The organism is Halovenus halobia (assembly GCF_051414135.1).
GTDB lineage: Archaea > Halobacteriota > Halobacteria > Halobacteriales > Haloarculaceae > Halovenus > Halovenus halobia.
The window spans coordinates 1239779-1257409 of record NZ_JBLKOA010000001.1; the positions used below are offsets into that span (position 1 = coordinate 1239779).

At 60.6% G+C, this 17631-nt stretch carries 15 protein-coding genes; 5 read left to right on the plus strand and 10 right to left on the minus strand.

Annotated elements, in window-relative coordinates:
- Positions 1-20 precede the first annotated feature (20 nt).
- Complete coding sequence (locus tag ACMGFM_RS06630; protein ID WP_436901653.1) at positions 21-251, plus strand: hypothetical protein; 231 nt, start codon at positions 21-23, stop codon at positions 249-251.
- On the opposite strand, the gene ACMGFM_RS06635 is transcribed toward ACMGFM_RS06630, so the two are convergent.
- The 7 genes from ACMGFM_RS06635 to ACMGFM_RS06665 form a co-directional block, all read right to left on the minus strand.
- Positions 252-602, minus strand: coding sequence for a DUF7113 family protein (locus ACMGFM_RS06635; RefSeq protein ID WP_436901654.1), 351 nt, complete (start codon positions 600-602; stop codon positions 252-254).
- A gap of 43 nt (positions 603-645) precedes the next feature.
- A complete protein-coding gene (locus ACMGFM_RS06640; RefSeq protein WP_436901655.1) occupies positions 646-1803 on the minus strand; it encodes a pyridoxal phosphate-dependent aminotransferase in 1158 nt (385 codons plus the stop codon).
- Positions 1796-2212, minus strand: coding sequence for a 6,7-dimethyl-8-ribityllumazine synthase (gene ribH / locus ACMGFM_RS06645; protein ID WP_436901656.1), 417 nt, complete (start codon positions 2210-2212; stop codon positions 1796-1798). Before ribH ends, ACMGFM_RS06640 begins: the two co-directional genes overlap by 8 nt.
- 415 nt (positions 2213-2627) lie before the next feature.
- On the minus strand, positions 2628-3665 hold the full coding sequence (locus ACMGFM_RS06650) for a Brp/Blh family beta-carotene 15,15'-dioxygenase (RefSeq protein ID WP_436901657.1): 1038 nt from the start codon (positions 3663-3665) through the stop codon (positions 2628-2630).
- Complete coding sequence (locus ACMGFM_RS06655; protein WP_436901658.1) at positions 3662-4453, minus strand: lycopene cyclase domain-containing protein; 792 nt, start codon at positions 4451-4453, stop codon at positions 3662-3664. Before ACMGFM_RS06655 ends, ACMGFM_RS06650 begins: the two co-directional genes overlap by 4 nt.
- A gap of 165 nt (positions 4454-4618) precedes the next feature.
- Positions 4619-6607, minus strand: a complete 1989-nt coding sequence (locus tag ACMGFM_RS06660) for a bacterio-opsin activator domain-containing protein (RefSeq protein ID WP_436901659.1) — start codon at positions 6605-6607, stop codon at positions 4619-4621.
- Between the two features lie 109 nt (positions 6608-6716).
- Entirely contained in the window at positions 6717-7592 is an 876-nt protein-coding gene (locus ACMGFM_RS06665) for a bacteriorhodopsin (protein ID WP_436901660.1), read from the minus strand.
- Positions 7593-7838: 246 nt separating this feature from the next.
- Here ACMGFM_RS06665 and trkA point away from each other — a divergent pair, with 246 nt between their 5' ends.
- Both trkA and ACMGFM_RS06675 read left to right on the plus strand, forming a co-directional pair.
- The gene (trkA, locus tag ACMGFM_RS06670) at positions 7839-9176 is read left to right on the plus strand and encodes a Trk system potassium transporter TrkA (protein ID WP_436901661.1); all 1338 of its coding nucleotides are present in this window, start codon (positions 7839-7841) and stop codon (positions 9174-9176) included.
- 12 nt (positions 9177-9188) lie between these two features.
- A complete protein-coding gene (locus ACMGFM_RS06675) occupies positions 9189-10703 on the plus strand; it encodes a TrkH family potassium uptake protein (protein ID WP_436901662.1) in 1515 nt (504 codons plus the stop codon).
- Here the strand turns inward: ACMGFM_RS06675 and ACMGFM_RS06680 are convergent, their stop codons facing one another.
- Both ACMGFM_RS06680 and ACMGFM_RS06685 read right to left on the minus strand, forming a co-directional pair.
- Positions 10704-12338, minus strand: a complete 1635-nt coding sequence (locus tag ACMGFM_RS06680) for a potassium channel family protein (protein ID WP_436901663.1) — start codon at positions 12336-12338, stop codon at positions 10704-10706. It abuts the gene before it with no gap.
- Between the two features lie 46 nt (positions 12339-12384).
- Positions 12385-13917, minus strand: coding sequence for a TrkH family potassium uptake protein (locus ACMGFM_RS06685; protein WP_436901664.1), 1533 nt, complete (start codon positions 13915-13917; stop codon positions 12385-12387).
- A 137-nt stretch (positions 13918-14054) separates the two neighbouring features.
- Between ACMGFM_RS06685 and ACMGFM_RS06690 the strand changes: the two genes are divergently transcribed.
- Positions 14055-15836, plus strand: coding sequence for a PKD domain-containing protein (locus tag ACMGFM_RS06690; protein ID WP_436901665.1), 1782 nt, complete (start codon positions 14055-14057; stop codon positions 15834-15836).
- Between the two features lie 17 nt (positions 15837-15853).
- On the opposite strand, the gene ACMGFM_RS06695 is transcribed toward ACMGFM_RS06690, so the two are convergent.
- Positions 15854-17098, minus strand: coding sequence for a hypothetical protein (locus ACMGFM_RS06695; RefSeq protein WP_436901666.1), 1245 nt, complete (start codon positions 17096-17098; stop codon positions 15854-15856).
- A gap of 107 nt (positions 17099-17205) precedes the next feature.
- Between ACMGFM_RS06695 and ACMGFM_RS06700 the strand changes: the two genes are divergently transcribed.
- Positions 17206-17631, plus strand: coding sequence for a universal stress protein (locus ACMGFM_RS06700; protein ID WP_436901667.1), 426 nt, complete (start codon positions 17206-17208; stop codon positions 17629-17631).

A 17631-nucleotide genomic window follows, 5' to 3' on the forward strand; every position in this document is an offset into this window, starting at 1 on the left:
CTCGCCCACCAACTTCTCGTATGCTCGAACTGCTGTGGCTGGCCGCCCTGGTTGGGCCACTGCTCGTCGGGCTTGCCATCGGTCTGTACGTCCTCCGCAACATCGTCCGTGACGCCGCGGCCCACGAACCGACCCACCCCGAGGCCGGAGCGAAACCGGACTTTGACTCGTCCAGACACGTCTGCCCGAACTGTGAGACGGCAAACGACCCGACCTTCGAGTACTGCTGTGAGTGTGCAACGAAACTGTAGTCAGGGCTGCTGGACCGTATTTTCGTCCTCGTCGAGGAGTTCGATTTCGACCGTGTCGCTCTCGACGCCGAGACGAACAAACTGTGTTCGGAGGTGCTCTTTGGCGGCCGTCAATGCCGCCTCGCGGCTCTCGAAACCCCGTGGCATTGGTGACTCGAAGGCGACCTGTAGTTCGCGACCCTCGATAGTCTGTGTCTGGCCGCCGCTTTCGACCTCGTAGAACTCGTCACAGACCCAGACGAATGGCGCGTCTGTGTTTGGCGAGCCGCTGTACTCGGGGGGTGATTCGTCTTCCTCGAATATCGTCCCCGTCAGCGCGCTATCGCCGGCCCACCCGCGGACAAGTAACATACCACTGTCTACGCTGGCTCCGCTCAAAAGTCGTCCGTTCCCGTCAGAGCAGGTCTTCGGCTTCGAGTCGGTCGATTGCTTCCTGTAGTCGCTCCTTGCTGTTAGCGTAGGAAATTCGAGCATACCCCGGCGTCCCGAAGGCACTGCCCGGCACCGTCGCGACGTGAGCGTTGCTGATAGCGTCGTCACACCACGCCTGGTCGTCGTCGGCAACAGGGAGCATCATGTAGAACGCACCTTGGGGCGTGGAGATATCGACACCTCGGGACTCGAACTCCTCGACGAGGAAGTCCCGGCGACTCTCGAAGGCGTCGCGCATCTCTGCGACGGCTTCGTCGGTGTTTTGCAGCGCTTCGATACCGGCGTGCTGGACGAAGTTCGTGGCACAGGAGACGGAGTGGCCGTGGACCTTGCCAGCCTGGTCGACGATGTCTTCCGGCGCGGCGAAGTAGCCAAGCCGCCAGCCCGTCATCGCGTAGGCCTTGGAGAAGCCGTTGAGCGTCAGCGTTCGGTCGTCCATCCCATCGAGCGAACCGAGACTCGTCTGCTCGGCGCCGTCGTAGGTAATTTCGTCGTAGATTTCGTCAGAAATCACGAGGAAGTCGTGTTCGACGGCCAGGTCACGGACGCCTTCGAGGGCAGCGTCCGAGTACATCGCTCCGTGGGGGTTGCCCGGTGAGTTGACGACGAGCAGGTCAGTCTCCTCGGAGACTGTCTCCGCGAGTTCGTCCAGTGCGGGTTCGAGCTGGAAATCGTGCGCTGCGGTGTCGACGCGTTTCAGGTCTGCGCCGGCGATTTTCGCCATCGCTTCGTAGGAAACCCACGCCGGGTCCAGCAGGACGACTTCGTCGCCCTCCTGTGTCAGCGTCTGGAACAACTCGAACAGGGCCTGTTTCCCGCCGGGCGTGACCATAATGTTCTCTGGGCCGTACTGGTCGAGGCCGTCGTCGTGAAGTTTCTCGGTGATGGCCTCACGGAGTTCGGGGATGCCCTGCGAGTTGGTGTAGCCCGTTTTGCCAGCGTCGAGGGCTTCCTTTGCGGCGTCTTTGATGTTCTCTGGCGTGTCGAAGTCCGGTTCGCCGACGCTCAGGTCGACGACATCGACACCCTCGGCTTCGAGTTCGGCGGCTTTGTTGCTGATAGCGAGCGTGGCGCTCGGCGATACACGTTCGACGCGGTCGGTGATGTCGTACTCAGTCATTGTCAAGTTCAGACGCAAGCTCGATTGCACTCTCGACGGTCGTTGCACCGTAGTCGATACGGGCAACGGCCTCGTCTTGGCTCATCCCCGGGCCGGTAATGCCGAATGCAACTGGGGTATCGCGGTCGAGACTGACATCCGTCAGTCCCTGCGCGGCGGCGTCGGCGATTACCTGGTCGTGGTCCGTATCGCCGGTGATGATCGTCCCAATCACTGCAACGGCGTCGATATCGTCGCGACGCGCCAGCCGGTCTGCCGCCAGCGGCGTGTCGTACGACCCCGGCACTTCCAGTGTCTCGACGATTTCTGCACCGTGGTCGGCCGCGGCCTCGCGGGCCCGGTCGGCCATCTCGTGCGTAATCGGCCGCTCTTTGTTGAACTGCGCGACCACCAGCCCGAGGCGTACCATGGTTCACACGCCGGCGTGTGTCCTAAAAGAACTACCGTTTCGGACTCTTTGAGGGGTTGTGTTTGGGTGTGTGGACTTGGATTCGATGAACCAGAAAGCCCCGACTCTCTCGACTCCCGCGACTCGCTGCGCGCCGTAGGTGCTTGCGTCGTCGGGGTTCGCCGAGAGAGTCGCCCCTTTCAGTCCCACCCACGGTGGCCCGTGTCACAAGCCATAGGGCGGGACTGAAAGGGGCCGCCTGTTCGAGGAAGGCGGGCGTCCGCGGCTTCGCCGCGGGCTCGGGAGACGGAGTCTCCCGGTGACGTAAGCACGCGACTGGAAGGAGCGCGCGCAGCGAGTCCCCCCGACTCGAACAGGCGGGGGCTTTCTGGCTATTCGAAATCAAAACGGAACCGAATCCTGCTAACCCAATCCCTCAAAACACAGCCTGCTCGCGGTCCAGCCAGCTAACAATCACCACGTGTGGCAGCGTCAACACGGCGATGAGCACGAGATACAGCGCCACCAATCCGGACAGTTCGCCGGGCGCGCGCGGGACGAGCAGATACAACAGTCCGAGCAGTGCGAGCGCGCCGGCGGTCATCGGCGCGGCGTCGAGCGCGAACCGACCGGCCACGGTCGGAATCTCTCCGCGGTCGACTGCCGCCGCAGACTCGTCGTGGACCAGTACCGTCCTGACGATGTGTCGCAACGAGTGCCAGAAACAGAAGTAGACGCCGACGGCGAGAATTGGCGGGACGACGAGGAAGAAAGCCGTCAACCCGACAACCTCGCCGGCGTCGACGCGCCACGCGCCGTGGTCCTCGGTCCGAAGCCAGCCGAGTCCGATTGTTGCGAGCACCGCAGCGCCGTAGAGGGCTCCAACCGCGATTCGCGCCCGGGGGGTGAACGCCGGACCGAGTGCGTCGGCGGCCGCCGGGTCGAACAGTCCAACCAGCGACGTGGCGACGAACTCGTACTGGCCGGGGAACGCGACCAGCGGCACGGCCATCGGCGCGCCGCCGCGGACGAGGACGGTCAGTGCCTGCTGGCTGGGGGCGCGAAGATACTCCGCGCCGACGATATCCAGCAGCGGGTAGAGCTCACCCTGGCCCCAGTGAAACCACGTCAACAGGATGAAAAAGACGAACGCGGCGACTGGAAACACGAACCAGACCAGCCCGTATGCACCCCCGAACAGGAGGTAGAGTCCAGAAACGATACCGAGCCAGCGAACCGTCAGTCCCTCGCCGCGCTGGCGGGCAATGATGAGGTGGTCGACCGCGCCGTGTGGCAGGCCGATTGCGAGTACGCTGACCACCAGCGGCGCGTACTGGTAGCGCCGTGGTACCTCGCCGACGAGCACGGCGACGATGGCAACAACTGCCAGCACGACCCAGCCCGGCCTGATGGAGTATGTGGCTGCGATTTCGCGAGCGCGAGCACTCGGCACGGCGATTCGTGTCGCTGTCATCGGTCCATTTCAGGAAAGAGTCGAAACTCTCTGACTGCAAGCTTCCACTCGTCCAGTTCACCACGCTCGACGCGGTCGAGCAGCCACATGTACATCAGCAGCGTCTGGACGGCAAAGAGGCTCGTCATGAAAAAGAACGCGCCCTCCTCGATTGGCAGGCCGAGGACGGTGATGCCAGTCGTGTGGGCGTCTGAGAGCACCCACAGGCCCATGTCGATTGCAATCCGGTCGATGGTACAGAGGTACAGCGTTGGGAGACTGATCCCGAGCAGCATCGTCTTGCGGAGTCGCCAGAGATACGGCCAGCCAAAGCCCCAGTGAATCGAGAGAATTGGTCCGGACCAAAACAGAATCGCACCGAGGTAATACAGCGACTGAACGCCAAGCATCAGGTAGCCAACGAGGCTGACTGCTGCGCCGGCAGCGACCCCGAGTCCGCGATACACGAGCGGGATACGAATCAGCGAGACATCGTCGATTCGTGGGAACTGAAACAGCCACAGGCAGACGATGATTGGCTGGAACACAAAGAAGAGGTACTCGCCAATGGGGGCCTGCCAGATGGTGCCGGCCGTGGCCCCGTCGCCGTACCACCAGACGCCCTCTGCGATCAGCAGGTTGTCCCACGGAATCGTGTACACGAGCGCCAGACAGAGCAAGATAGCAAGCCCACTCAGCGGCTCCGGGCCCGACCACGTCTCCGCCCGCAGGTAGACAGCGGCCGCGAGCACGAAGAGCAGGGGCAACACGAAAATCAGGTGAAACTGGAGATAGGTCAACGGGGCCATCAGAGACCACCTCCCAGTCCACCCGGACGGTCCGACTCACTCCCGCGCTGTGCTCGGTAGAACCGGCCTCTGGCGACAGTCTCGTCCGGGCTAGTCATACTGTAGAATTTACACGGTGGCATAAAAACGCTGCCCGCATACGTGTCAGGTACTGCCAACCCCCAGTCAGTCAGTCTCGAAAAACTCCTCCAGGAGTTTTCGCTGGGCCGCCCGGAGGTGCTGGTGGTAGGTCTGCCGGGAGATATCCATCGACGCAGCCAGTTCTTCCCCGGACACCGGCCGTGGGAACTCGAAGTAATCGCTGAGGTAGGCCGTTTCGAGGGCGGTGTACTGTCTGTCGGTCAGCCGGTCAGCAACGGCAGCGACGAACTCTGCGGTCGGTCGCGGGTCGCGTTCGCGCTCACGCTGGCGGACGAGATTCACGCCGGTATACGCTGACTCGAGTTCAGACAGCACCGACCGGACATCACCCTCGACGGGGAGGTCTACATGCAGTTGTGCGGTGTTCGAGTCTCCGGAGACCGACAAATCCCGCAGTGTCGCGCCGTACTCCGCGAGTTCTCTGAAGACATCTGCTTCCTGCAGTTCGACCGAGGCGGCAATCGTGCCGTCTTGCTGAGCGATGACGAATCCGTCGGTTATGGTCTCACACTGCCCGATAATCTCGTCGAAGTCTGCCTCGGACCCAGACATCGTGACGAACACCCGCAACACGTCATCCTCGATGGTCGACCCGTTGTAGCTGACTGACCCCTCCGAGACCTGTGCGAGTTCGATCAACGGGAACGACTCGTCGGTAATCTCGAAGCCCAGTTCCATCACCCGGTCGGCGGTCAGGACTTGCTTGGTTTCGACAGCGTTGATACCGCTTGCAATCATCTGCCCGAGCGCCTCGAAAATTTTGCACTCTCGGCGGTCGAGCACGTCAGAGCGCTCGGCGTAGACTGCGAGCACGCCGTAGGTCGCCCGCCGGTAGGTCAGCGGCACGACTGCCATCGAACTTGCGCCGTGCGTGGAGGGGGCTGCCGCCGCCGGGAGGCCGCCGTCTCCGGTGGCAACCTGGACGGTTCCTTGCTCGATTGCCTGCTCGAAGATTGTCCCTTCCCACTCGGTAATGGTTTCGAGTTCGGCGGCCCCGCCGGCACCGCCGACGGAGACAGTCATCCCGCCCCCGGGCGTCTGTGACTCGCCAATCCAGGCGTGACTGTAGCCGTCAGCCTGCGCAATCTCTGCACAGACTTCCTGTTCGATTTCGGCGCGGGTTTCGGAGTTCACTAGGATGTGGCTGATATCGTTGACAAGCCCGCTCATCCGGCCCAGCACGCGCTCCAGAGCCTGACGTTCCTCGCGCAGTGAGTCGGCCCGCTGTTTGGCGACTGCTTCGGCCTCTTTCCGGTCGGTCACGTCGTTCTGGAAGCCAACGAAGTGTGTCAGGTTGTCGTCTTCGTCGAACAGCGGTGCGATAGTGACGTGATTCCAGTACGGCGTCCCATCCTCGCGGTAGTTGACAACCTCCACATCGACCGGTTCGCGGTTCTCGATGGCCTCGCGCATTTCCGTCACGGCTGCCTCGTCGGTGTCCGGCCCCTGCAGGAACCGGCAGTTCCGCCCCAGTGCAAGGTCGGCGCTGTAACCGGTCAGTTCCTCGTAGGCCTCGTTGATGTAGACCATCGGATTGTCCGGCAGCGATGGGTCCGAGATGGTGATCCCAATCGGGGCTTCGTCCACCGCTCTGATAATCGTCTCTGCCGTCGGCGTCGGCAGGTCATCACTCTCGACGCCGGTCACGTCCGCGATGGTCAACTCGACGACTGTCTCGGCCAGTCGCTCCGCGGTCGTCGGCCCATCTTTCGGGATGTACGACGAGACGCCAGCGTCGATTGCCCTGCTCGCGACGTGTTCGTCTCCGTGAGCAGTGTAAAGAATGACAGGCAGGGTTTCGTAGTTCTGTCTGACCTCCTCCAGCAGTTCCAGACCGGTTCCGTCGGGGAGCTGATACTCCGTCACGAGGGTGTCCAGTCGGCCGTTTCTGAGTTTGCGTATCGCATCGGCGATAGAAGACACAACCGTAACCCGGCACTCCCGGTCCTCGAGTGCCGAAATGGTCTCGCCGACGGGGCCGTCGTCGACGAGCAAGACTCGTGTTCGTACCACAGAAACGAACGGGGCGAGAGCGCATAAATAATTTTGTGCATCTGCCCCCGAATCACCGCTCGTTAGTACAAAAAAGCCCTCAATGTTGCCGGAAATTACCGCTGCTCGGTCAGTCGTCGGCCGGGGCCACGTCGGATGTTGACCCGTACTCGCTGCCGGCGCTGACTGTTCTGACGTTGTTGACGACGTATCTGATCACCAGCAGCGAGAAGCCGTACTTGGCGACGATATCGAACGCGCTGTAGCCCCACGAGGTAAGCCCAACGTTGCGAATCAGCGCGAGGCCCTCGTTGCCCATGGCCCACCAGAGCGTGTAGCCGAACCACAGCACGACGGTCAGGATTTTCAGCGTGTTGAATATCTCGGCGGTGCCCGCTGCCTTCGCGTCCTCGGGCCACTCGACCAGCAGGATGTAGACGACAACGAGGAAGAAACTGACGCTGACGGCGTACCAGAACCACCGCAGCAGGTGCGAGGACGTCGTCAGCGCGGCTCCCAGTCCAGTCACCATGATGGCGATATCGAAGACGATTGCCGTCACAATTTTGGTCAGGTTCGAGCCCGCGAGCAGGCCCAGCGCGAGCAGGATAAACGGCGTCGAGAACGCCCACGTCAGATACCGGCCCCAGAGGCTAATCGTTCCGTCGTAGGTTCCGCCGCCGCTGAGGGTTGTCGACGTCCCGGCCAGCGCGTGGCCGTCCGGCATCTCGATAATCGAGATCGTCAGCCCGGAGGCCAGACCAGTGTAACTTACAAGCGAGACTGCGGAGACAATCATCGTCGACACCACGATCAGTTGCGCCCGCGGGTCGGTGACGTTGCGGGCCATGTACGCAAACAGGAGCAAAGACAGCCCTGCCAGCGCGATGTTGAGGTAGATCGAACTCCCCAACAACGCGTCGTTGAGGACGTGCTCGAACAGTTCGGCCTGTGTCGGTCCCTCTGCTGTACTCAGTGTAACCGCGAGTATTCCTGTGTCAGTCATACGTCCACCTCTTCGGGTGAAACAGGGAAGAAACAGCGGGCATACTAGTCAGGCTCGTAATTCGATATCGTTCAGAATTTGCTGGAAGAATCGTGCGAGACTTTTGAGAGCTATTCAGATTGTGTTTCCTTTCCAATAATCCCGTGAAAAAATCCGCATGTCCAATTTTGGGGGTCGCAGACTGGCGGCGCTCGCGTCCCCACGTCGTGGAGTAAGCCATTTGTGAGTCGCGGGAATTGTAGCGGTATGCGCGTCGTGATTATCGGTGCAGGTGAAGTTGGAACGTCGATTGCCAGCAACCTCTCCAGCGACCACGACGTGGTCGTGATCGAGAACGACGAAGAGCGTGCCGAGCAACTCAAATTCGAGTTCGACGTGCTCGCGATAGCCGGCGACGGCACCTCGATGGCGGTACAAGAGGAAGCCAACGTCGGCGAGGCCGACATGTTCATCGCCTGTACCGACAACGACCGAACGAATCTCGTCGCCTGCGGGACGGCAAAGACGCTGGGTGACCCCTTTACGATTGCCCGGGTTAAATCGATCGAGTATCTCCGGACGTGGGACCGCAAACACGGGGCCTTCGGCGCGGACCACGTCGTCTGTTCTGACCTGCTGACTGCCGAGAATATCGTCCGCGTGATTGGGCTCCCAACCGCAATCGACCTCGACCTGTTCGTGGGCGGGACGGTCCACATGGCCGAGTTCGAGATTGTCGAAGGTAGTCCCGTTGCTGGCCAGACCGTCGCCGAAGCCGACCGCTTCGACTCGCTCACCTTCGCCGGCCTCTTCTGTGGCGACGAACTGGTCATTCCGGACGGCGAGACACGCATCGAGGAAGGGAACCGCGCCGTCGTCATTGGCAGTCCAGAGAGCGTCCGGGCTTTCGGCACCGATATCGCGCCCGATGACGCTGCCGAACGCGCTGACGATGTCGTGATTGCTGGCGGCACGGAGATTGGGTATCACACTGCTCGGCTGCTCGAAGAACAGTCGACAAAGCCCCGACTCATCGAAGCCAACGAGTCCCGTGCCCGTACCCTCGCCGAGGACCTGCCCAACACCGTGGTCATGCAACACGACGCGACCGATACGGACTTTCTCTCCCGCGAGCACGTCGACGAGTCGGACGTGTTGATTGCGGCGCTGAACTCCGACGAGCGCAACCTGTTGATTGCAGTCCTCGCTAAGCGACTCGGTGTCAGCCGCGTCATCGCAGTGGTCGACAACACCGAGTACGTCACCTTGTTCAAGGAGATTGGCATCGACGTGGCAATCAACCCCCGAGACGTAACTGCCGAGGATATCACGCGGTTCAGCTTCGAGAACGTCGCGGAGAATCTGGCCGTCCTCGAAAACGACCAGGCCGAGGTGCTGGAACTACAACTCGAAGCAGACAGTATGATGGTCGGCAAAACAATCATGGCCCTCGACGAAGAACTCGACGGCCGATTCGTCATCGGCGCAATCACACGCGAGGGCGCGCTCATTACACCGCGTGGTAACACCGAACTTCAGGCCGGTGACAAAATCGTGGTCTTCGTCGAAACCAGCTTTGCCGACGAACTGATGGCCGCGGTCTAGCGACGTCCTCATATGTCCTCTCTGCCCAGAATCCGTGTCAACGTGGGTGCAAGCCTCGACTTGACTGGTACGGTACTGGTCTATCTAGCCGTACCGATGGTCTTCCCGCTCGGGATTGCTGTCTACTACAGCGAGGCGCTGTTGCCCTTCGTTGTGGGAATTGCAGCGACACTCGTTCTCGGCGGTGGGATGAGTCTGCTGGGCGACCGGGAGGCAAATCTTGGGCCACGAGAGGCCTTTCTCGCCGTTGCGCTGATCTGGTTGCTCGTTGCTGCAGTCGGTGCGATTCCGTTTGTCGTCGCCGGGAACGGCACGATTGCGGGACCGATTAACGCTATGTTCGAGGCGATGAGCGGGCTGACGACGACCGGCGGGACGGTCTTTCAGGATTTCTCGGTCCACGGGAAGTCGATTCTGATGTGGCGACAGCTCATCCAGTGGCTCGGCGGGCTCGGAATTCTGATTCTCGCCACCGCACTGTTGTCTTCGCTGGGGGTTGGTGGGGCGCAACTGATGGAGACTGAGACTCAGACCACCAACGTCGACAAACTCACGCCGCAGATTTCGGAGACAGCCCAACTCATCTGGGGGCTGTATATTGGCATTACTGCCCTCGCTGTCCTCGTCTATTACGGACTTGGGCTTACCGGCCTCGCCCCGAATATGGGGCTGTACAACGCTGTTGCCCACGCCTTTACGTCGGTCGCGACGGCTGGATTCTCGCCCGAACCGGAGAGTGCCGCGGCGTTTGCCCCCGCCGCACAGTGGGCGATGATTCCGTTCATGCTCGTGGGGTCGACAAACTTCGTCCTGCTGTATCTGTTTATCAACGGCCAGCCGATGCGTCTCCTTCGCAACGAGGAATTTCACTTCTATCTGGGGACGGTTGCCGTTTTTACGACGATCGTTATCAGTGCGCTGGTAATTGACCCCACAATCAATTTCGGGCCCGAGGGGACGATCCGCCACGCGCTGTTCAACATCACCTCGATTATTACGACAACGGGCTATGCGAGCACTGACTACACGCTCTGGTCGTCCACTGGCCAGCACATGATTTTCGTCTCGATGTTTCTCGGCGGGATGGTCGGTTCGACGACCTGCTCGATAAAATCGCTCCGGTGGCTCGTTGCGCTGAAATCGCTGCGACGGTCGCTGTACACCAGTATCCATCCCGAAGCGATTCGCCCGGTCCGCATCTCGGACGAGTCGGTTGAGGAGTCGACGATTCGGGATATCTACGCCTACCTGCTGTTGAGTCTGATTATCTTCTTCCTGCTCACAATCGTCATTGTCGTCGACGCCCAGCGACTCTCGGGGGTGACCGTCTCGGAGTTCGACGCAATGGGTGCGGCGGCCTCGACGTTCCTGAACATCGGTCCTGCCTTCGGCGCGGCCGGCCCCTTCGGAACCTACGACATCTTCCCGACAAGCACGAAACTCGTCCTGATCGTGTTGATGTGGATTGGTCGTATCGAGATAATTCCTGTACTCGTCCTGTTCACGAAGTCATTCTGGACCTCGTGATCAGGTGAACCGTTCCTCGAACTCTCGGAGGTTGTCGTCGGTCCCGACGACGATGAGTTCGTCACTGGCGGTGATTGTCGTGTCAGGGCCGATCTCAGTCTGTGTCTCGTCACCGCGCTCGATTGCGATTACAGTACAGCCAGTTCTGTCACGAATGTTCGCGGTGGCAACTGTTTGTCCGTCGAGTTCTGGCGCCCTGAGTCGGCGGACCTCGACCTGCTGGTCGACCGACAGGCGGTCCCGGTCGTCCAGCAGATATGACGTTGACATCCGCCCGGTGACCGTCGCGAGCGAAAGCACGTAGTCAGCACCCGCCCGGTAGGTTTTGGAGCTGTTTGCGTTGTCGTCGACGCGGGTGATTATTTCCACGTCCGGCGCTAGATCCCGAACCATCAGCGTCGCGAACTCGGTCATCGTATCGCCCGGCAGCGCGAGTACGACAGTCTGTGCGTCTGCGACGCCCGCCTGTTCGAGTATCTCTGGCTCGGTTGCGTCTCCAACTACATCGACCGCTGGTTTCTCCTCGATGTCGACGACTGTGTGCGTAATTCCGGCCTCACTGAGGGCGTTTGCGACTGTTCGACCGACTGCGCCGTGGCCGACGACGACTGTCCGCCCGGCCTGGAACCGTCGAACTGAGGACTGGGTCATCTCGACCAGCGCCGTGAGCTGGTCTGGTCGGCCAGAGACGAGTAATACCGTCCCGGGTGGCAGTTCAGTCTTCGGTTCGGGTGAGGGGACGAACTCGCCGCGGATCCACGCGCCGACGACGTTGACGCCTGACTGCTCGCGGACCGTGCTGTCGGCAAGTGTCGTGCCAGCAAGGTCGCTACCGTGGCGAATCGATACCTCGACAAGTTCGAGGTCACCGTTGATTTCGATGGCCTCGTCGACTTCCGACTGCAGTGCGGTGGTTACTTTCTGGGCGAGACTCTGGCCGAGAAGCTGTCGCGGCGAGAGGACGTGGTCAGCGCCCGCGAGCCGGTGATATTTCGCCAGTTCTGGCTCTTCGACGACGCTGACCACTGACACGTCCTCGGCAACTTCCTTGGCGGCCAGGACGATGCTGGCGTCGACCTGGTCGGAGACGTCTGCGAACAGCGCCCGGGCCGTCGAGAGCCCCGCAGCGGTCAGCCCCGCCGTCGACTCCGGGTCGGCCCTGATAGCCCGGTGACCGTTCTCGACGAGTTCGTCCGCGCGTTCGCGGTCGCGTTCGACGATGACATAGGGCACATTCTGTGCGTCGAGGTCAGCAATGAGTTCCTGCGTGCGGGAGGTGTACGAACAGATGACCACGTGGTCGCTCAGGTCGGTTTCGAGTTCTGTCGGCGCAGATGTCGACAGTGCTTGCTCGAGTACCGGTCCGACGAACACTGGCAATGTCCCGACCAGCAGTGCCATCCCCAGCAGGTCAGTGACCGCGATGTAGAGGTTCATCTGTGGGCTGTCCCACGGTGCCGACCCGCCGAAGCCGGTGGTGGTGAACATCTCGACGGCGAACTGAAACGCCTCCAGAAACGTCCGTGGCTCGCCCTCGTAGACGCGCATCCCGCGCATATAGCCAAGCGCCGTCAACACCAGGGCTACCGAAACGAAGCCAATATACCCCAGCGCACGGCGCTTCCACCTATCCATACCGGCTGGACGCAACGCTCGTATTAAAACTCCGTGACTGCTCCGGTCACCGCCCCCAGAAGGAGCCGGTGAACATCGCCAGCACGGGGATAATTTCCAGCCGCCCCAGCCACATGAACAGAATCATGAGCACCTTCGAGCTGTTCGGGAACGCGGTGTAACTCCCGAAGGGACCGACTGGGCCGAATCCGGGCCCGATGTTCCCGACAGTTGCGAGACTGGCGCTCAGCGCGTCGATTGGGGCCAGCGAGAGGTCTGCGGTCCGGCCCGCGTCGATTGCGAAGATAACCATCCCGACGGCAACCAGGACGATGTACAAGAGTGTGAAGGCGAGGACGCCCCGGACAGCGTCCTCGTCGACGACCTGGCTCCCGAGTCTGATTGGCTGTACCGTGTCCGGCCGCGCCGTGGTATTCAGCTCTCGTTTCGCCGTCTTGATGACGATGAGCCACCGGACGACCTTGATTCCCCCGCCGGTCGACCCCGCAGAACCGCCGATGAACATCGCAAACAGCAACAGAATCTGGACGCTCGAATCCCACTGCGCGAAGTCACTCGTCGCGTAGCCCGTCGAGTTCATCAGCGAGCCAATCTGGAACGCCGCCTGTCGCGCCGCATTCTCGAGTTCGCCAGCGGTCTGGCCGCCGAGTTCGCCGAGTGCCGGTGCCGCGCCCGCATACAGCAAGCCAGCGAGCACGACCGTAATCGTCACGAGCGCGCCGAGATACGCACGGAATTCGGGGTCTTCGGCGACGATGCTGAGCTTCCCGTTTCGCAGATACCAGAAGAGTGCGAAGTTCGTGCCTGCCACGACCATGAACGGGACGAACAGCCACTGAACGATTGGCTGGAAGGCAGCGATACTGTTGCCTTTCGGCGAGAACCCGCCGGTCGGAAGCGTCGAAAAGCCGTGAGCAATGGCGTTGTAGAGGTTCATCTCCGGGGCCAGCCCGGAGTAGTGCAGCGCCGTCATCAGGAACATAAACAGCAGCGTGAATGCGAGATAGACGAGCCAGAGCACGCGTGCAGTTTCGGCAATTCGTGGGGTAAGTTTCTGTAATTCGGGGCCGGGAGCCTCCCGCTGCATCAACTGTGAGCCGTTGACCGCGATTTCGGGGAGAATAGCGATCATCAACACGATGATTCCCATGCCGCCGAGCCACTGGGTGAGCTGTCGCCAGATCATGATGGCGTGTGAGTGCTGGTCCGTCGAGATTTCGCCCAGCACCGTTGCGCCGGTCGTCGTGAAGCCGCTCATCGACTCGAAGACGGCGTTGATTGGATTCGCAATTGTGCCCGTTCCGGCGATGATGTACGGCACCGCACCGACGAGTGCGGCTCCGAGCCACGCCAGCGCAACCAGCAACATCGCCGCTGGCGGTTTGAGGTCTCGGTCGTCGCCGAGTTGCTCCAGCCCGAATCCGACGGCGACGGCAATCGCCATCGAGGCGAGAAAGACCATCGTATCCTCGCCGTAGACGAGGCTCGTCACCAGTGGCACGACCATCGCGACTGCGAGCCACTTGATGACCGTCCCGGTCAGCGCGACACTCTGTCGCCAGTCGACGTAGGTTACCATATCAATTCGTCCGACACCACAGGCGAGTTGTATGCTGAGTGTGTGAGGCGGAGGGAAATATTTGCCGGACTCCTATTCCGGCTACTTGACCCGAATACGAGCGTTTTTATACAAACAGAGATGGATTTTTGCCTGACATGACTGGCCGCTCTGTGAGCGTCATCCTCGCTGGCTGTCTGCTCGCAATTCTCTGTGTCGGGGTCGGGTCTGTCGGCGCCTCGGCCGACGGCACTCCGACCGCCTCTGGGACCGCCGTGGTCGATACGAACGACTCCCAGCCGTTTGCCGAGGCGGGGTTGGACCAGACTGTTCCCGTCGGTGCTGTCGTCTATCTCGACGCCTACGGCTCACGCGCGGCCGAGGGCAGTCTCGCCGCCTACCGGTGGCGTATCGAGCACCCGAACGGAACGACGATATCGCCAGCTTGCCCGCGGTGTGAGCGCACACAGTTTCGCCCGACAGAGAGTGGTGGGTACGTGGTCAATCTGACAGTCGAAGACAAGGGAGGCCACACCGCCACTGATACGATGTACGTCACTGTTCAGGCGGGAACACCGCCGAACGCGACGCTTGCCGGTCCCGACAAGATGGGTATCAACGAGACAGCGCAGTTCGACCTCGACGCGCGGGCAGTTGTCGGACAACTGCAATCTGTCGAGTGGTACGTCAATGGTGGGTATCGTCGCGGTGAGTTTCTCGACACCGACAGTATCACGCGCTCGCTGTCGTTCGCGCCGAACACGACGGGCCGCCACGTCATCATGACAGTCGTTCGGGACGACAACGGTACCGCACGAACAGTGCGCCAAGCTGTAACGGTTCGTGACTCGGCCACCTTCGCAGTCGACATCTACGCTGCGCCGGCGGAACTCTCCTATTCGCGTCGATATTGGAGTGGGACGAAGACGACCCGCACAGCGGTTCCTGCTGGCGAGGAAGTTAAGCCAGCCTTCACCGTTACAAATACCGGCTCAAAAGCGGATACGCAGACGATTGCTGTTACGTTCCCAGGAGCGACTGGTCGCTTGCTAAAGGCGCAACGTATCACGCTTGCACCAGGAGAGACAAAGAAATTCCCAGAACTGGGCACAGGTGGTGGTAGCTACGAATTTGGCGACTACTTCGACTTCAGCGTAGCCTCCACACTCTCAGGCCCACAAACACTTGAGGTGGAAAGTGAGTCCGACAAAGATACGCTCACCGTCGATGTCTACGACCCAGCCAGTTTCTCCGTCAACCTCAAACAAGTCGAACTCACCCCCTTTGGGACGCAGCACAAGGCTACGATACAAGTCACGAACACTGGTAGCAGAGCCGACACTCAGGATATCAAGTGGACGACCGACCGCCCTAGCCGCGTCGGCTTCGGCGGGACTGCCGAATACGACCTCAATCTCAACCCTGGTGAGTCCCAGACGTTTACGTGGAAAACGACCCTCTTCGACACCACCAAAGACAACACGCTGACGGTTCGGTCTAACGACGACAGCGATTCAGCGCCGATTCCAGATACCGGCGGCGGTGGCGGCGGTGGCGGCGGTGGTGGTGGCTGTGATCAACCAGACAACTGTCTCTACGTCGGTACCAACTTGAACAACGCCGAAATCGAAGCAGGAACCTACGAAAACTTCGATGTGGAAGCTCAGATTGGTGCCGACACCACACACAAACAAGCAACGTGGATATCGATGACCGATAGCGAACATCCGTACAAAGTCTCACCCTCAAAAGTAAGTGGCAGCTACAGTGGTAGCAAAGGCAGTGTTAAGAATAGCAATCAGTTCTTAGAGGGTTTTGACGCCGACGCAGATGCGCGTGGCAGAGTGTTCCTCGACGTCGGGGATAATATCTCGGGCTGGGGTCCGGCTCATTTCGATATTATTCCATCTGGTGACGACGACGGTCCAGGCCCCAGATAGTAGAAATCGTTCGCAACTTACTCTTGAAACCGTTCTGGCAGAGCCTCTATGCTCTCGTTCCCGTGCTTCTTCACTATAGTCACAGAAGACTCGTATGTCTCAGTCTCGGGGTAGCTGAATGAGGTCACGTACCCCGTTTCTGGGTCGACATTGACGTACACTCCCCAATCATCGCTGTTGAATGACTCACGGTCTGCTGGCAGGTAGTACTGGTACACTGTTCCATTCCCGTTTCTTCGCTCAGTCTCCTTCTGGTAAACTCTGTCCTCTACTCCGCCAAGACCTTCCAGCGGCAGCTTCTCAGCCACACCCCAGTTTTCAGGGCCGAAATCCTGACTGGACTGTTGCCATTCTCCCTTCCCGAAGGTCGTGAGGGATTGGCCCGTGTCTGCAACATACAGGTTCTTGTATCGCTCCGGTGATGGCGGGTCATCCCATGCGTTGTACAGATTTCCGTCTGTATCCATCTTGGTAATCCCATCAGTGTATGTCGGGCCATCCTGAATTTCTGCGCGCCACTCCTGGACAAACGCATCTGTCCCCCTGAACTCATGCCCAACCTCAAGCTGGCGCGTAATCGTCTCGCCCGGCTCTGGCGTGATAGTGAACTCCTTCGGGGGAGCCTGGTCGGGTGTCACCTTGACGGTGTAGGTTTTGTTCGGCGGCAGCTCATCGATGATGAAATTCGTCGCGTTACTCAGGTCGTACAATTCAACAAGGCTGCTCGTTTCTTTGTTGTAGACACCGACTACTCCCTCGTCAGCCACGCCGAGGTCTATCACTTCGACGCTTCCAACGAGGCTCGCGTACTCTGGTTCCTCAGATTCCGTTTCGTTTTCATCACTGTCCGTCTGGTCATCCGAAGAATCGCTGTCGGAGCCGTCGTCATCACCGCCGCTGTCGGAATCGTCGCTATTCGAGTCGTCAGTCGTATTCTCGTCACCGTCATCACCATCCGGCGTCTCCACAGTGTCTGAACTGTCGTTGTCGTCCGGCCCATCTTCGACTGGCGTAGGGTCAGTGTCCCCGGCCGGTTCGGTATCGTTCACGTCGCCTGCCGGGCTGTCACCGTCGAGAACGCCGCCAGTGATAACGAACGCGGCGACGAGGCCGACGACCAGCAGACCGACCGCGACCAGCGCGTACAGTGTGAGACTCGCGCGCTCGCCACGGGCCGAAGTATCTGTTCGCGGAGAATTACTGTGCGTAGATTGCGAGTCAGCCAACGAGACGGTCCTCGAAACCGAGCTATCCTTACTCATCGAGTCACTGTAGTATCATGAAACTTCACTTAAAAATATTTCTGAGTCCCGCAGAGCCGCCGACAGCACCCGGATAGTTTTACCACAGCGGCGCGTCACCTTCTCGTATGACCGACTCCCAAGACCTGCTCGAACACGTCCTCCTGCCACTGGCCAACAAAGAAGATGCCGTGCGGACGGCGAGCGCGCTCGAACCGTACCAGCCCGAGCGAGTCACCGCATTGCACGTCGTCGAGAAAGGCGAGGGCGTCCCAGACAAGACGCCAGTCGAGCAGTCCGAGGCTGTCGCCGAAGATGTCTACGAAGCCGTCAGGACGGTATTCCCAGACGCCGACGAACACACGGCCTACAGCCGCGATGTCGTCGAGGCGATTTTCGAGGCCGCCGAGGATATCGACGCCTCGGCGATTGCCTACCAGACACGGGGCGGGAGCCGCCTCGTCAAGTTCCTCTCCGGGGATACTGGGCTGGAGTTGGTGACCGAGTCCGACCGCCCAGTCATCGCGCTCCCTCGCGTCGACCCCGAGGAGTGA

Bases quoted from the DNA above. Each gene is read 5' to 3' on its own strand.
- ACMGFM_RS06630 (WP_436901653.1), top strand. From the start codon at position 21: ATGCTCGAACTGCTGTGGCTGGCCGCCCTGGTTGGGCCACTGCTCGTC.
- ACMGFM_RS06635 (WP_436901654.1), bottom strand. From the start codon at position 602: ATGTTACTTGTCCGCGGGTGGGCCGGCGATAGCGCGCTGACGGGGACG.
- ACMGFM_RS06640 (WP_436901655.1), bottom strand. From the start codon at position 1,803: ATGACTGAGTACGACATCACCGACCGCGTCGAACGTGTATCGCCGAGC.
- ribH (WP_436901656.1), bottom strand. From the start codon at position 2,212: ATGGTACGCCTCGGGCTGGTGGTCGCGCAGTTCAACAAAGAGCGGCCG.
- ACMGFM_RS06650 (WP_436901657.1), bottom strand. From the start codon at position 3,665: ATGACAGCGACACGAATCGCCGTGCCGAGTGCTCGCGCTCGCGAAATC.
- ACMGFM_RS06655 (WP_436901658.1), bottom strand. From the start codon at position 4,453: ATGGCCCCGTTGACCTATCTCCAGTTTCACCTGATTTTCGTGTTGCCC.
- ACMGFM_RS06665 (WP_436901660.1), bottom strand. From the start codon at position 7,592: ATGACTGACACAGGAATACTCGCGGTTACACTGAGTACAGCAGAGGGA.
- trkA (WP_436901661.1), top strand. From the start codon at position 7,839: ATGCGCGTCGTGATTATCGGTGCAGGTGAAGTTGGAACGTCGATTGCC.
- ACMGFM_RS06675 (WP_436901662.1), top strand. From the start codon at position 9,189: ATGTCCTCTCTGCCCAGAATCCGTGTCAACGTGGGTGCAAGCCTCGAC.
- ACMGFM_RS06680 (WP_436901663.1), bottom strand. From the start codon at position 12,338: ATGGATAGGTGGAAGCGCCGTGCGCTGGGGTATATTGGCTTCGTTTCG.
- ACMGFM_RS06685 (WP_436901664.1), bottom strand. From the start codon at position 13,917: ATGGTAACCTACGTCGACTGGCGACAGAGTGTCGCGCTGACCGGGACG.
- ACMGFM_RS06690 (WP_436901665.1), top strand. From the start codon at position 14,055: ATGACTGGCCGCTCTGTGAGCGTCATCCTCGCTGGCTGTCTGCTCGCA.
- ACMGFM_RS06695 (WP_436901666.1), bottom strand. From the start codon at position 17,098: ATGAGTAAGGATAGCTCGGTTTCGAGGACCGTCTCGTTGGCTGACTCG.
- ACMGFM_RS06700 (WP_436901667.1), top strand. From the start codon at position 17,206: ATGACCGACTCCCAAGACCTGCTCGAACACGTCCTCCTGCCACTGGCC.